14 protein-coding genes are annotated in these 14,960 nt (G+C 58.9%); 12 read left to right on the top strand and 2 right to left on the bottom strand.

The genetic code is table 11. The features are described 5' to 3' along the window. Positions 1–73: 73 nt before the first annotated feature. On the bottom strand, positions 74–1,969 hold the full coding sequence (locus FBY10_RS13635) for a sigma-54-dependent Fis family transcriptional regulator (protein ID WP_145336747.1): 1,896 nt from the start codon (positions 1,967–1,969) through the stop codon (positions 74–76). Between the two features lie 272 nt (positions 1,970–2,241). Here FBY10_RS13635 and FBY10_RS13630 point away from each other — a divergent pair, with 272 nt between their 5' ends. The 9 genes from FBY10_RS13630 to FBY10_RS13590 all read left to right on the top strand — a co-directional run bounded on the left by FBY10_RS13630 (position 2,242) and on the right by FBY10_RS13590 (position 11,578). Then, entirely contained in the window at positions 2,242–3,762 is a 1,521-nt protein-coding gene (locus FBY10_RS13630; protein WP_131700082.1) for an aldehyde dehydrogenase family protein, read from the top strand. Positions 3,763–3,909: 147 nt separating this feature from the next. Beyond that, positions 3,910–5,343: an ethanolamine permease gene (gene eat / locus FBY10_RS13625; RefSeq protein ID WP_053138146.1), complete on the top strand. Its 1,434-nt coding sequence runs from the start codon at positions 3,910–3,912 to the stop codon at positions 5,341–5,343. Between the two features lie 57 nt (positions 5,344–5,400). Next, positions 5,401–6,795 (top strand): ethanolamine ammonia-lyase subunit EutB, encoded by a 1,395-nt coding sequence (locus FBY10_RS13620; protein WP_131700081.1) that lies wholly within the window; start codon positions 5,401–5,403, stop codon positions 6,793–6,795. Further along, the gene (gene eutC, locus FBY10_RS13615; protein WP_145336749.1) at positions 6,792–7,625 is read left to right on the top strand and encodes an ethanolamine ammonia-lyase subunit EutC; all 834 of its coding nucleotides are present in this window, start codon (positions 6,792–6,794) and stop codon (positions 7,623–7,625) included. Before FBY10_RS13620 ends, eutC begins: the two co-directional genes overlap by 4 nt. 92 nt (positions 7,626–7,717) lie before the next feature. After that, on the top strand, positions 7,718–8,176 hold the full coding sequence (locus tag FBY10_RS13610; RefSeq protein WP_131700080.1) for an N-acetyltransferase: 459 nt from the start codon (positions 7,718–7,720) through the stop codon (positions 8,174–8,176). A gap of 299 nt (positions 8,177–8,475) precedes the next feature. Further along, the gene (locus FBY10_RS13605) at positions 8,476–9,132 is read left to right on the top strand and encodes a DedA family protein (RefSeq protein WP_131700079.1); all 657 of its coding nucleotides are present in this window, start codon (positions 8,476–8,478) and stop codon (positions 9,130–9,132) included. Between the two features lie 6 nt (positions 9,133–9,138). Continuing rightward, entirely contained in the window at positions 9,139–9,954 is an 816-nt protein-coding gene (locus FBY10_RS13600; RefSeq protein ID WP_145336751.1) for a zinc-dependent peptidase, read from the top strand. Positions 9,955–10,062: 108 nt separating this feature from the next. Continuing rightward, positions 10,063–10,590, top strand: a complete 528-nt coding sequence (ppa, locus tag FBY10_RS13595) for an inorganic diphosphatase (RefSeq protein ID WP_003176323.1) — start codon at positions 10,063–10,065, stop codon at positions 10,588–10,590. 214 nt (positions 10,591–10,804) lie between these two features. Next, entirely contained in the window at positions 10,805–11,578 is a 774-nt protein-coding gene (locus FBY10_RS13590; RefSeq protein ID WP_145336753.1) for a helix-turn-helix transcriptional regulator, read from the top strand. Between the two features lie 300 nt (positions 11,579–11,878). Here FBY10_RS13590 and FBY10_RS13580 read toward each other — a convergent pair whose 3' ends face one another. Further along, positions 11,879–12,115 carry a hypothetical protein gene (locus tag FBY10_RS13580; RefSeq protein ID WP_145336757.1) on the bottom strand — a complete coding sequence of 79 codons (237 nt, stop codon included), beginning with the start codon at positions 12,113–12,115 and terminating at the stop codon, positions 11,879–11,881. A 497-nt stretch (positions 12,116–12,612) separates the two neighbouring features. On the opposite strand from FBY10_RS13580, the gene FBY10_RS13575 reads away from it, so the two are divergent. Genes FBY10_RS13575 through FBY10_RS13565 form a run of 3 tightly spaced genes read left to right on the top strand, consistent with a single transcriptional unit; the run spans position 12,613 to position 14,911 of the window. After that, a complete protein-coding gene (locus FBY10_RS13575) occupies positions 12,613–13,185 on the top strand; it encodes a DarT ssDNA thymidine ADP-ribosyltransferase family protein (protein WP_145336759.1) in 573 nt (190 codons plus the stop codon). Further along, the gene (locus FBY10_RS13570) at positions 13,182–13,826 is read left to right on the top strand and encodes a DUF4433 domain-containing protein (protein WP_145336761.1); all 645 of its coding nucleotides are present in this window, start codon (positions 13,182–13,184) and stop codon (positions 13,824–13,826) included. Before FBY10_RS13575 ends, FBY10_RS13570 begins: the two co-directional genes overlap by 4 nt. Then, complete coding sequence (locus FBY10_RS13565; RefSeq protein ID WP_145336763.1) at positions 13,823–14,911, top strand: macro domain-containing protein; 1,089 nt, start codon at positions 13,823–13,825, stop codon at positions 14,909–14,911. Before FBY10_RS13570 ends, FBY10_RS13565 begins: the two co-directional genes overlap by 4 nt. The last annotated feature ends 49 nt before the right edge of the window (positions 14,912–14,960 follow it).

The raw sequence follows: 14,960 nt of genomic DNA, 5'->3' as shown, positions 1-14,960 counted from the left end.
AGTCGACCTCGTAAACATCGAGGCAGGTTAGCGCAGGGGGGCGAAAATCGCACTCTTTAGCTGTAGGACCGATCTATGGAGCAGCCCGTGCAATGCCGTGCCGGCGCAGCTTTCTATACAGCGTGTTACGGCTGACACCCAACTGCTCCGCCGTGTGGGTCATGTGCCAGCGTTGTTGCTCCAGGGCCGTGAGCAGGGCGAGTCGTTCGGCGTCCCCCAGGGGCGACTCTGCAAGCCTGGCCTCGGCGACCGGCTGTGGCCGAGCCTGGCGGATCAACGCTGGCAAATCCTCAAGACCGACCCGCCCGTCGTCACACAGCGCTGCCAGCGTACGCAACACCGTGCGCAGTTGCCGGACGTTGCCCGGCCAGGGGTAGGTCAGCAGCGCCGAGCGCGCTGCCGGGTCGAGTTGTACGCTCTGCCCACCCGCCTCCTGCGCCAGCAGGAAATCCAGCAACTGAGGCTTATCGCTGCGCTCACGCAACGCTGGCAAACCGACTTCCAGGCCGTTGAGCCGGTAGTACAAGTCTTCCCGAAAACTTCCGTCCTGCACGCGCTCCAGCAAATTCCGGTGAGTCGCGCTGATAATTCTGACATCAACCGCCTGGGGCTCACCGCCGATGGGCACCACCATGCGGTCCTCCAGCACCCTTAACAGGCGCGTCTGCAGCGCCAACGGCATATCGCCGATTTCATCGAGGAACAGCGTGCCGCCGTCGGCCTGTTGCAACTTGCCCTGCATGCCGTCCTTGCGCGCGCCGGTAAAGCTGCCGCCGCGATAGCCGAACAGTTCGCTTTCGATCAGACTTTCCGGGATGGCGGCACAGTTGAGGGCAACGAAAGCCTTGTCGGCGCGCTGGCTGGCGTGATGCACCGCCTTGGCGAAGGCCTCTTTGCCGGAGCCGGTTTCGCCGTTGATCAGCAAGGGCACATCACGCTCGAATACCCGCAGCGCCTTCCGGAAGTCACTCTGCAGTGTCGGGTCGCCCAGGCAGATACCGGCCAGGCGCACGGGCTCAGGCTTGACGATGGGCGCAGGCACACTGCGCGATTGACCGCGCAAAGCCGCGAACAAGTGCCGGCCATCCCGCGTGCGCAATGGCCAACTGGCGGTGGCATTGGCACTGGCGCGACCGAGCAGTTGGTCCAGGGAACACTCGAAAAACGCCTCCACCGGTTGCCCCATCAAGCCACCCCGAACCTGCCCCAGCAGGTTGAGTGCGCTCTGGTTGACGGCACAAATCCGGCCCTCGCCGTCAAACGCCAGCAGCCCTTCACTGAACAGGCCCACCGACTCGGCCTGCAGATGAAAGCGCAGCAGCCAATGGTTTTCGAAGTGACGCAGGAAGTAGCAACTCTCGATCATCTTCGCCGACAGGTTGACCAGCGCCATGGTGTGGAATTGGCTCTGGCGCGACACCTCCTCACGGGCCGACGACACGTCCAGCACCGCCAGCAGGTCGCCATGGGGGTCGAATACCGGGCTCGCCGAACAGGTCAGTCCAGTGTGGCGCCCACGAAAATGTTCGTCGCGATGAATGGTCAACGACTGGCGTTCCACCAGGCAGGTGCCGATGCCGTTGGTGCCCTCGCACGCTTCGCTCCAATCCGCACCGAGCCACAACCCGGCGCGTTCGAAAATCTTGCGCTCGGACGGCGCCGTGACACAGTTGAGGATCACCCCACGCGCATCGGTCAGCAGCACCGCATGGCCAGCGCCCGACAGCTGCTGGTGCAGGCTGTTCATCTCGCTGCCAGCGATATGCAGCACCTGTTGCAGGCGCTCACGGCTTTCCAGCAGGCGGCCATGCTCAAGCACAGTGGGGGCAATGGTTTGCGCAGGGTCGAGGTGGTAGTCCTCCAGGCAGCGCAGCCAGGAACGGGCGATGGACGGGTCGCTGGACGGATCGCGCCCGCGCGCCACGGTGAGGACTTGCTGGGCATGGCGACTGAAATGATCGTTATGCATGTTCTTATTATTCTCCCTGCGTGAGAGCAACCAGCATCCCCCAGGCACCCAGCCAATGCAATCCCGGACCGACCCGCCGGTCACAGCGTGTACCGTTTATGGCACAAACTGTCACAGCGCCTGTACCACCCGTGTCACAGCAACGCTTTGCAACAAACCCCAACCCCTTGATTTCCCTGGCCTGCGAAGCAGTGGCCCAACCTTTGCTCTACGCTTTATCAAGCGCTTGCGCGCTGCACTCCAATAAACATAAAAGCCAGGAGATACCCACCATGCGTTACGCACACCCCGGTACTGAAGGCGCGATCGTTTCGTTCAAGGCCAAGTACGGCAACTACATTGGTGGCGAATTCGTTGCCCCGGTCGATGGCAACTATTTCACCAACACCTCGCCGGTCAACGGCAAGCCTATCGCCGAATTCCCGCGCTCCACTGCCAAAGACATCGACAAGGCGCTGGACGCCGCCCACGCTGCCGCTGACGCATGGGGCAAGACCTCGGCCCAGGACCGCTCGCTGGTGCTGCTGAAAATCGCCGACCGCATCGAACAGAACCTCGAACTGCTGGCCATCACCGAAACCTGGGACAACGGCAAGGCCGTGCGTGAAACCCTCAACGCCGACATCCCGCTGGCGGCGGACCACTTCCGCTACTTCGCAGGCTGCATCCGCGCCCAGGAAGGCACCAGCGCCGAGATCAACGAACACACCGCGTCCTACCACTTCCACGAGCCGCTGGGCGTGGTCGGCCAGATCATCCCGTGGAACTTCCCGCTGCTGATGGCCGCCTGGAAACTCGCTCCGGCCCTGGCCGCCGGCAACTGCGTGGTACTCAAGCCCGCCGAGCAAACGCCGCTGGGCATCAACGTGCTAATGGAAGTGATCGGCGACCTGCTGCCACCGGGCGTGCTGAACGTGGTGCACGGTTTCGGCCGCGAAGCCGGCGAAGCCCTGGCCACCAGCAAGCGTATCGCCAAGATCGCCTTCACGGGCTCCACGCCGGTGGGCTCGCACATCATGCACGCGGCGGCCGAGAACATTATCCCGTCCACTGTTGAGCTGGGCGGCAAGTCGCCGAACATCTTCTTCGCCGACATCATGAAAGCCGAACCGTCGTTTATCGAGAAAGCCGCTGAAGGCTTGGTGCTGGCGTTCTTTAACCAGGGCGAAGTGTGCACCTGCCCATCCCGTGCGCTGGTGGAAGAGTCGATCTACGACGAGTTCATGAAAGTAGTGATGAAGAAAGTCGAGCAGATCAAACGCGGCGACCCGCTGGACACCGACACCATGGTCGGCGCCCAGGCGTCCGAGCAGCAGTTCGACAAGATCCTGTCCTACCTGGAAATTGCCAAGGGCGAAGGCGCGCAACTGCTGACCGGCGGCAAGGTCGAGCAGCTCACTGGCGACATGGCCGGCGGCTATTACATCCAGCCGACCCTGCTCAAGGGCACCAATGAAATGCGCGTGTTCCAGGAGGAAATCTTCGGCCCGGTGGTGAGCATCACCACCTTCAAGGACGAAGCCGAAGCCCTGGCGATTGCCAACGACACCGAGTTCGGCCTGGGCGCCGGCGTGTGGACCCGCGACATCAACCGCGCCTACCGCATGGGCCGTGCGATTAAAGCTGGCCGCGTGTGGACCAACTGCTACCACCTGTACCCGGCGCACGCCGCGTTTGGCGGTTACAAGAAGTCCGGCGTGGGCCGTGAGACGCACAAGATGATGTTGGATCACTACCAGCAGACCAAGAACTTGCTGGTGAGCTACGACATTAATCCGCTGGGCTTCTTCTAACTAACCCCTCCCCTCCCACAGTTGAAATGCACTCAAATGTGGGAGGGGTTTGCCCTCTCCCACACTTTGCTCTCCACAAGTACTTGCGAATTGCATTCGGCACACAGAGGCCGAGTTAAAAACAATAACAATGAAAGGTACTTCTTCATGCCTAGCGAACCGACTGGATCTTCTGTCGACTTCGAAAAAGTCGACTCCCAATACTTCCAACAACGCGAACTTAAAAAAGGTGCCGCCGGCTGGGTGCTGCTGGTCGGCCTTGGCGTTGCCTACGTCATCTCCGGCGACTACGCCGGCTGGAACTTCGGCCTGGCCCAGGGTGGCTGGGGCGGTATGTTCCTCGCCACATTGCTGATGGCCACCATGTACCTGTGCATGTGCTTTTCCCTGGCCGAACTGTCTTCCATGATCCCCACCGCCGGCGGTGGCTACGGCTTTGCCCGCAGTGCCTTCGGGCCTTGGGGCGGGTTCCTGACGGGCACCGCCATCCTGATCGAATACGCCATCGCCCCCGCCGCCATCGCGGTGTTTATCGGTGCCTATTGCGAGTCGCTGTTCGGTATCGGCGGCTGGATGATCTACCTGGCGTTCTACATCATCTTTATCGGCATCCATATCTTCGGCGTCGGTGAAGCCTTGAAGCTGATGTTCGTGATCACCGCCATCGCCGCGATTGCACTGGGCGTGTTCCTGGTGTCGATGGTGCCGCACTTCAATGTCGCCAACTTGCTGGATATCCCGGTAAGCGAAGCCAAGGGCGCCAGCACCTTCCTGCCATTCGGCTATGTCGGCGTGTGGGCGGCGATCCCCTATGCGATCTGGTTTTTCCTTGCCGTAGAAGGCGTGCCGCTCGCCGCCGAAGAAACCAAGAACCCCAAGCGCGACCTGCCCCGGGGCTTGATCGGCGCCATTGTGGTGCTGACCAGTTTTGCCCTGTTGATCCTGGTGATCGCACCGGGCGGCGCGGGCACCTACGCGCTGATCAAATCCGGTAACCCGCTGGTGGAAGCGCTGGCGCTGTCCTATGGCGGTTCGACCTGGATGGGCAGCTTCGTCAACCTGGTCGGTCTGGCCGGCTTGATCGCGAGCTTTTTCTCGATTATCTACGCCTATTCACGGCAGATCTTTGCCTTGTCCCGTGCCGGCTACCTGCCGCGCAAACTGTCCCAGACCAACAAGAGCAAGGCACCGGTACTGGCTCTGGTGATCCCCGGCATTATCGGTTTCGGCCTGTCGCTGACCGGCCAGGGGGATTTGCTGATTCTGGTGGCGGTGTTTGGCGCGACCATTTCCTACGTGCTGATGATGGCCGCGCACATCACCCTACGCATCCGTCGCCCCAAAATGGACCGTCCTTATCGCACGCCGGGCGGCATCTTCACGTCCGGTGTAGCCCTGGTACTGGCCTGCGTGGCCGTCGTTGCGGGCTTTTTGGTGGATCCACGGGTGGTGATTGGCGCCGCAATCATCTATGGAGTATTAATTGCTTACTTTGCTTTCTACAGCCGGCATCACTTGGTAGCAGGCACGCCCGAAGAAGAATTCGCCGCGATCCAGGCCGCAGAGGCCGCCTTGCACTAACTGCCGTAAACCTCGACGCGGGTTCCTCTCCTGCCCGCGTCGTCAAGGAGACACTGTATGGCAAGCTTTTCCCACGCGGTGGGTGCACAGACCTACCGCTTCGACAGCCTCAAGGACGTGATGGCCAAGGCCAGCCCCGCGCGTTCCGGGGACTTTCTCGCCGGCGTCGCCGCGCAGAACGATGGTGAGCGGGTGGCGGCGCAAATGGCGCTGGCCAATATCCCGCTGAAACACTTCCTCGAAGAAGCGCTGATCCCCTATGAAAGCGATGAAGTCACCCGGCTGATCATCGACACCCACGACAAGCAGGCTTTCGCCGTGGTCAGCCACCTGACCGTCGGCGGCCTGCGCGACTGGCTGCTGAGCGACGCCGCCGATGAACAATCCCTACGCGCATTGGCGCCGGGGCTGACACCGGAAATGGCAGCGGCTGTGTCGAAGATCATGCGCGTGCAGGACCTGGTGCTGGTAGCGCAGAAGATTCGGGTGGTCACTCAGTTTCGCGGCACCATGGGCCTGCGCGGGCGCCTGTCGACCCGCCTGCAACCCAACCACCCGACCGACGAGCCGGCGGGCATCGCCGCGAGCATCCTCGACGGCCTGCTCTACGGTAACGGCGACGCCATGATTGGCATCAATCCGGCCACCGACAGCATCGCCTCGATCTGCGCCATGCTGGAGATGCTCGACGCCATCATCCAACGCTACGAAATCCCCACCCAGGCCTGCGTGCTGACCCACGTCACCACCTCCATCGAAGCCATCAACCGCGGCGTGCCGCTGGACCTGGTGTTCCAGTCGATTGCCGGCACCGAAGCGGCCAATGCCAGTTTCGGCATCAGCCTGAGCGTGCTGCAGGAAGGTTACGAGGCGGGCTTGAGCCTGAACCGGGGCACCTTGGGCCAGAACCTGATGTATTTCGAAACCGGCCAGGGCAGCGCCTTGTCGGCCAACGCGCATTTTGGCGTCGACCAGCAAACGTGCGAAACCCGCGCCTATGCGGTGGCCCGGCATTTCAAGCCGTTCCTGGTGAATACCGTGGTCGGTTTTATCGGCCCCGAGTACCTGTACAACGGCAAGCAGATCATTCGCGCGGGCCTTGAAGACCACTTCTGCGGCAAGCTGCTCGGCGTGCCCATGGGGTGCGACATCTGCTACACCAACCATGCCGAAGCCGACCAGGACGACATGGACACCCTGCTGACCCTGCTGGGCGTCGCCGGGATTAACTTCATCATGGGTATCCCCGGCTCCGACGACATCATGCTCAACTACCAGACCACCTCGTTCCACGACGCCCTGTACGCTCGCCAAACATTGGGTTTAAAGCCGGCGCCGGAGTTTGAACAGTGGCTGGCCAAAATGGGCATCTTTACGCAAGCCGACGGCAAGGTGCGCTTCGGCAACAGCCTGCCACCGGCGTTTCGCCACGCCTTGGCGCAATTGGGATGAAGGAGCCGCCTGTGCAACTCGACCTGCCTGAAAACCCGTGGCTGGAACTGCGCCGCCTGACCCCGGCGCGGATTGCGCTGGGCCGCACCGGCACCAGCATTCCCACCAACGCACAGCTTGATTTTCAGTTCGCCCACGCCCAGGCGCGGGACGCGGTGCACCTGCCCTTTGACCATGCCGGCCTGAGCAGTCAGTTAGCCGAACGTGGGCGTGACAGTCTGTTACTGCACAGTGCCGCAACCGACCGGCATAGCTACCTGCAACGTCCGGATTTGGGGCGGCGCTTGAGTGATGAATCGGCCCAGAGCCTGCGGGATTACGCGGCTGCGCATCCGGGCGGCATGGACCTGGCGGTCGTGGTGGCTGATGGTTTGTCGGCGCTGGCGGTGCATAAACATACGTTGCCGTTTCTTACGCGCATGGAAGAACAGACCCACGCCGAAGGGTGGTCCTTGTCGCCGGTGATCCTGGTGGAACAGGGCCGCGTGGCGGTGGCCGACGAAATCGGGCAACTGCTCGGCGCCAAGATGGTGGTGATCCTCATCGGTGAACGGCCGGGGCTCAGTTCGCCGGACAGTTTGGGGCTGTATTTCACCTACAACCCCAAGGTCGGCCTCACCGACGCCTATCGCAACTGCATCTCCAATGTACGCCTGGAAGGCTTGAGCTATGGCATGGCGGCCCATCGCCTGCTGTACTTGATGCGAGAGGCGTGTCGCCGGCAGCTGTCGGGGGTCAACCTGAAGGACGAGGCCCAGGTTCAGACGATCGAATCCGACGACCCGGACCTGATGAAGGGCAATTTCCTGCTCAGCCCACCCACCGACTGATCCCGGCACGATTGCGCTTTTTCGCGTCTTTAGGCAGCATCAAGTCACGGCCGCTCGTGTGGTCATACCCCATTTGGAAGTTGAGGCCTGGCATGCGGATTACTCAAGCGACCCTGGAACACTTGGACCTGTTGACCCCGTTGTTCGTCAAGTACCGCGAGTTCTATGGGGCCCTGCCCTTTCCGGATTCGTCACGGGCCTTCCTGGAAAAGCGCCTGCGCCGCAAGGAGTCGGTGATCTACCTGGCCCTGGCCGATGACGATGACAAACGCGTGCTCGGGTTTTGCCAGCTTTACCCGAGCTTTTCCTCGCTGTCGCTTAAACGTGTGTGGATCCTCAACGACATCTATGTGGCCGAAGACGCGCGCCGACAACTGGTGGCGGACAATTTGATACGCACAGCAAAGAAGATGGCCAAGGAGACCCATGCGGTCCGGCTGCGGGTGTCGACCAGCAGTAATAACCAAGTGGCGCAAAAGACGTACGAGTCAATCGGGTTTCGGGAAGACACCGAGTTCAAGAACTACACGTTGCCGATCAGCGAAGACTGATTCCCTTACACGTAGACACCCTGTGGGAGGGGTCTGCCCCCGATAGCGGCTTTTCAGTCAGACTATTTATAACTGACACGGCCTCATCGGTAGCAAGCCCCTCGCACAGCGGGTTATGTGGCGCCCAGCGCACCGTGTACTGCGACATCCCCCGCTACAAAACCAACACGCTTTTCACCTCTCAATCCGTATAATGCGGACCTTTCAGGGTTGTAAGAAACACTACATACACGTGTAGCCTTATTACCCGAGCTTCCGCACAGGCCTGCCGAGTCGGGCCGTTCACACAGGTGCCATCCATGGATTTCAACCCGCTCGACCTTATCCTGCATCTCGACGTGTACCTCGACATGCTGGTAACCAATTATGGTCCGTGGATATACGCCATTCTGTTCCTGGTCATCTTTTGCGAAACGGGCCTGGTGGTCATGCCGTTCCTGCCAGGTGATTCGCTGCTGTTTATCGCCGGAGCCGTCGCTGCGGGCGGCGGCATGGACCCGGTCTTGTTGGGCGGGCTGTTGATGTTGGCGGCGATTCTCGGCGACAGTACCAATTATGTGATCGGGCGAACGGCGGGAGAACGCCTGTTCAGCAACCCGAACTCGAAAATCTTCCGCCGCGACTACCTGCAAAAGACCCACGATTTCTACGACAAGCACGGCGGCAAAACCGTGACCCTGGCGCGCTTCCTGCCGATCCTGCGGACCTTTGCGCCGTTCGTTGCCGGTATCGCAAAAATGCCTTACCCACGCTTCTTCGGCTTCAGTGTGCTGGGCACCATCCTCTGGGTCGGCGGCCTGGTGACCCTGGGCTACTTCTTCGGCAACGTGCCATTTATCAAGAAAAACCTCTCGCTGCTGGTGGTGTTCATCATCCTGCTGTCGCTGGTGCCGATGATCATCGGCGTGTTCCGCAGCCGCTTTGGCCGCACGTCTTCAGAAGCCAAGTCGCAGTAACCCGGCATGTGGTCCCTCAGCGCCTGGCGTCGCCGGCGCCTGCTGGCCAAGCACCCGATTGCCGATGACACCTGGCAGCGGGTGCGCCACCACCTGACTTTCCTCGACGGCATCAGCGCCGAGCAGGACCAGTGGCTGCGCGAAGCCTGCGTGGTGTTCCTCGCCGAAAAATACCTCACCGCCCTGCCCGGCGTCGAGCTGCACCAGGAACAACGCCTGCTGCTCGCCGCCCAGGCGCAATTGCCGCTGATGAACCTGGGCGACCTCGACTGGTACCAGGGTTTCCATGAAATCGTGCTGTACCCCGACGACTTCCTCAGCCCCCAGCGCCATCGCGACAGCAGCGGCATCGAACACGAGTGGAACGGCGAACACAGCGGCGAAGCCTGGCAGCAAGGCCCGGTGATCCTCGCCTGGCCGGGCGTACTGGCCAGCGGTCAGTGGGAAGGCTACAACCTGGTGATCCACGAACTGGCCCACAAGCTCGACATGCTCAACGGCGACGCCAACGGCCTGCCGCCGCTGCACCACGACATGCGCGTGCAGGAATGGGCCAGCGTGATGCAGAGCGCTTATGACGATCTCAATCGCCAGTTGGACGCCAACCCCGACGCCGAGACGGAGATAGACCCCTACGCGGCGGAAAACCCGGCGGAGTTCTTTGCGGTCACCAGCGAATATTTTTTCAGTGCCCCGGATTTACTCGTCAACAGTTATCCACAGGTGTACATCCAACTCAGCCGCTTTTACCGCCAGGATCCCTTGGCCCGCCTGATCCAACTGCAAGCGCACGACCCGCGTTATCAGCCACAAGGCGAATGACCGTACGACGTCTGGCGCATGGCATCGCCGTCAGAATATGCCTATAATCGCCGCCACTTTTAGGCCAATCCGGCCATGTCATATGGCCAACTACGGGGGCAACGCCCAATGAGCTACAGCAAGATTCCGGCTGGCAAAGACCTGCCGAACGACATCTACGTCGCCATCGAGATTCCGGCCAACCACGCGCCGATCAAATACGAAATCGACAAAGACAGCGACTGCCTGTTCGTTGACCGTTTCATGGCCACCCCGATGTTCTACCCGGCCAACTACGGTTTTATCCCTAACACCCTGGCCGACGACGGTGACCCCCTCGACGTGCTGGTCGTAACCCCTTACCCGGTTACCCCAGGCTCGGTCATCCGCGCTCGCCCAGTCGGCATCCTGAACATGACCGACGACGGCGGCGGCGATGCCAAAGTGATCGCAGTGCCACACGACAAGCTGTCCCAGCTGTACGTGGACGTGAAGGAATACACCGACCTGCCGCCACTGCTGCTGGAACAGATCAAGCACTTCTTCGAGAACTACAAAGACCTCGAAAAAGGCAAATGGGTGAAGATCGACGGTTGGGGCAACGCAGACGCCGCCCGCGCCGAGATCATGAAGTCGGTCGCAGCCTACAAAGGCTGATACCCGCTACTCATTGCCTCGGCAATTGAAAAAGCCCCGATTATTCGGGGCTTTTTTTGTGGGAAAAATTAAACGACAAGTTCAATGCTTTATAAGCTTAGTTTAACCACCGCTCAAATCCGAAGTAACAAGCTACAACTAAGCAAAAACCTACAGGCCTAACTCAACGCATGGTTTATTTGATGTGTTTTCTCGGCCAGTAAACTCTGCGTTTATGAATACATCAGGTGATCGCTTAAAAGCGCTATTAAGGGAAGTTCATCTTTCCGCCTCCGACTTCGCCAAAAACCGTGGTGTCACGCCTCAACACGTGAACAACTGGTTCAAACGCGGTGTACCCATGGGCCGACTCAACGAGATCGCAGAACTGCTGTGTATCTCCAGCCGTTGGCTACGCACCGGCGAAGGCCCCAAACACCCACCGGCCAACTTTCTGCTGGAAGGCCCGAGCATCAGGAAAGGACTCCCCACCCGCGAAGAAAGTGGCAAATACCTCACAGGCCCCGCCTGCAGCCCGGAAAAAATCGACGTGGAGATCCCCCTCCACCCCACCTTCACCTCAACCGAACGCATCCGCGTCTCCCTGCACACCCTCGAAACCCTCAACGTCAACCCCGACCGCGCGCTGGGCGCTTACATGGTCGACAACAGCATGATCGACATCATCCAACAAGGCGCCACCCTCGCCATCGACAAAGGCCGCACCCAAATCATCGACGGCGAAATCTACGCCGTCGAACACGATGGAATGCTACGCATCAAATACCTCTACAACCGCCCAGGGGGTGGTTTGCGCATGCGCAGCCACAACGCCGGCGAACACCCGGATGAATACCTGACGCACGAGCAACGGCTCGAACAGAACTTCCAGATCGTGGGGTGGGTGTTCTGGTGGTCCACCCTCAACAACCGCCGCCCACCCGTGCCGCTGGATGAGCATCTTTTGGGCTGGGAAGGCTCTAAATCGGAACCGGAGGTGGGCAACTGAGGTGAATGTGGGTATCATGCGCCGCACATTTGGCAGGGGGTTGCGTTGCGCTATCCACCCTGCTCGGCGATGCGGAGGATTTCCCGCGGATGCCCCTACTATTCAGCCCGACGCAATGTGGGCTGAGCGATTTGAAGGCTGCTGAGGTTTGTCAAAAACAAGCTGAGGCGGTCACAGAGAAGCCGGCCACAAGCCGGCTTTTTAATGCCTGATAAGTATCGCTACTCAATTGTCCAACAGCTATTGGACAATTGAGTAATCAAAAGCGGGTTGCTATACCCTGCCCTTCTCTCAGTCGCCTTACGCGGGCTGCATACACTCCACAGCCCGTTCCGCTACCATCTTTGCCATCTCCACCAAATGCATCACCGCTCTCTGCGGCGCACCCAATGCCTCACCGAGCACTTGCGATGTAGCCACCGCACACTGCAGCAACTCAGCCACACGCACCCAGGCATCCTCAAAGCTCAATTCTTCATTGACAACAAAAGGGTAGGTCGCACCCGATGACGGCGAATCCGCAACAACGTTATCCATAGCAAACCTCCAATCGATAATTTGGAGCTGCCACTAACCGCGACTAAACGAAAGGTGGCAGCTGTACGCAGGTTAGTCGACCGGTCGATTGGAAACCCGGCGCACCCGGAGGTGCCCTGCGCACAGCCACCATAAGATGCAGGCGAAGGGGCCTGACTCATGAGTTGCTTATGCGCCAATCGAATCCGGGCGACTAAACCCGATCGCTGAATGTGCAGCGACGATTCGCAGCCTAGTCGTGCATTTTCGCTAGCGCAAGCGGCTGGGATTTTCTAGGAAATGTCCCGCAAATGAAAGGGATCTAACCTGCTGGCACAACGAATTCGAGAACGCTGCGGGACTGCTGACTCCTATGATTTTTCAGCAGTCCTCCATGATACGTACGGCCATTACATGTCAAAGTGATGCCACAATAGAATCACTTATCTCATCCTGCCAACTGATGAGCGAGCAGGAATGAAACGACTTCAGCTCACACACAGGTCAAGGAGACCGATATGCCGGATATCAAGGAACAAAAACTCCTCTATCACCTCACTTCACTGGAAAACCTGAGCAGTATTTTTCAGAGCGGACTTAAACCGCGAGCGCAGCTCAAGGCGTTCGAAGATGTGGCTGATGCCGAGATTCTGAAAAAACGACAAGGTCTCGCACTAGAGCAGTACGTACCTTTCCACTGGTTTGCCGCAAACCCGTTCGATGGAAGCGTTCAACGCAGAAGGCCTGACGCTCAATTTGTCGTGATTACGGTTCATCGAAACCTGGCAATTAGAAAGCAATGGAAAGTCATTCCCCACCATCCATTGGCTAACGATGCCATTCAGTTGCTCGATTATGCTGAGGGCTTCGAGGCGATCAATTGGGAGCTCATGAATGCCAGGGACTACCATGACCCACAATGCAAGAGCATCTGCATGGCTGAATGCCTATCGCCCGATGTAGTTTCCCCTAACGATTTCTTCAAGGTTTTTGTTTCTAATGCAGAAGTAGAAGCCCTCTGCGAGTCTAAAATGCGCGAGGCAGGCGTTAATGTACAAATCGGAGTGAATCGAGGCATGTTTCTTAGATGATTTATAGCAACCTGAATCCAGAAAAGGCTCTGATCTGGCGGATCGTTCATCGCGACAATCTGCCCTGGATTCTGGACAACGGCCTGCACTGCGCCAGCTCCGAGGTGCAGGCACCGCAGTACGTGAACATCGGCAATGCTGACTTAATCGACAAACGCCGCACTCGCTGCGTTCCTATCGCACCTGCAGGCGTGTTGGCCGACTACGTGCCCTTCTACTTCACGCCTTTCTCTGTAATGATAAAAAACATTCAGTCGGGATGGAGCGTTCAGCAGCGCAGCAATGACGAGATTGTGATTCTGGTCTCCAGCCTGCCACGCGTCGCCGAGCTTGGCCTGCCGTTCGTCTTCACAAACGCACATGCGTACCCGGATTGGACAGACTATTACAGCGATCTGACGAATCTCCACGAGATCGATTGGTCTATCCTTCAACGGCGTGACTTCAAACGTGACCCCGATGACCCTCGCAAAATGGAGCGTTATCAGGCTGAAGCGCTGATTTACCACCACCTACCGATTACAGGACTCCTTGGCATCATGTGTTACACCGATGCGATGAAAGAACGCATAGAGCAGGACGTTGCCGTCAGAGGCCTGACGTTGTCTGTACATGCGCGTCCGGGATGGTATTTCCAATGATCAGATTCACCCAAGGCAACCTTCTGGAAGCCAACACCGAAGCCCTCGTCAACACGGTGAATACTGTGGGCGTGATGGGCAAGGGCATCGCGCTGATGTTCAAAGAGCGCTTTGCAGAAAACTATCGCTTGTACTCGGCAGCCTGTAAGGCTGGCGAGGTAGAGACCGGAAAAGTTCACGTGACTGCGGTCAACGAATTGGACGGTCCTCGCTGGATCGTTAACTTCCCGACCAAACGTCACTGGCGATCACCATCACAGATGGCATGGATAACAGAGGGTCTACATGATCTACGTCGTTTTTTGATCGAAAACCATGTGAAGTCTGTGGCGGTCCCCCCCTTAGGTGCAGGTAACGGCGGCCTGAAATGGCCAGACGTTCGCGAACAGATCGTTGATGTCTTGAGTGATCTGGATGTTGATGTACTTGTGTTTGAGCCTTCCAATCAGTACCTGAATGTCGCCAAACGGAGCGGCGTGGAGAAGCTCACACCAGCCCGCGCACTTATTGCGGAACTGGTTCGGCGATACTGGGTGTTAGGAATGGAATGCAGCCTGCTTGAGATTCAAAAGCTGGCCTGGTTCCTGGGGCGTGCTATTGAGAAGCGGCCAGACCTCAAGAACCCGCTGGACCTTAAGTTCGTTGCTCATAAGTACGGGCCGTACGCCAATCGGTTGGAACATCTGCTTAACAACCTGGACGGTAGTTATCTGCACTGCGATAAGCGCATCGGTGATGCGGAAAACAGTGATGTGATCTGGTTCGACCAAGACCGCAAAGCCTTTCTACAAACCTATCTTAAAACAGAAGCCAAGGAATATTCCGAAGCCCTGGAGTGCACTGCCGAATTGATTGACGGCTTTGAGTCACCGTTTGGTATGGAGTTGCTGGCGACAGTCGATTGGTTGCTGAGCCAGAAAAATATCTCCCCTAGCGTCCCTGCTATGCGCGAGGCATTGAAGCAATGGGAGGGCGGAGCCGGTGCTGGGGCTCGCAAGAACAAACTGTTCGACGACCAAGCGCTTGAGATCGCACTCAAACGACTTACGCATAACCACTCAAATGCTCAGATGGCTACCTGCTGAGAATCAGAAATTTGCCCGCTGACGCGGGCATTTAGCCAATCGGTTGAGC

Source organism: Pseudomonas sp. SJZ103 (assembly GCF_007828335.1).
GTDB lineage: Bacteria > Pseudomonadota > Gammaproteobacteria > Pseudomonadales > Pseudomonadaceae > Aquipseudomonas.
Note: the sequence above shows the minus strand (reverse complement) of the source record. Positions and strands in the feature narration are given on the sequence as shown.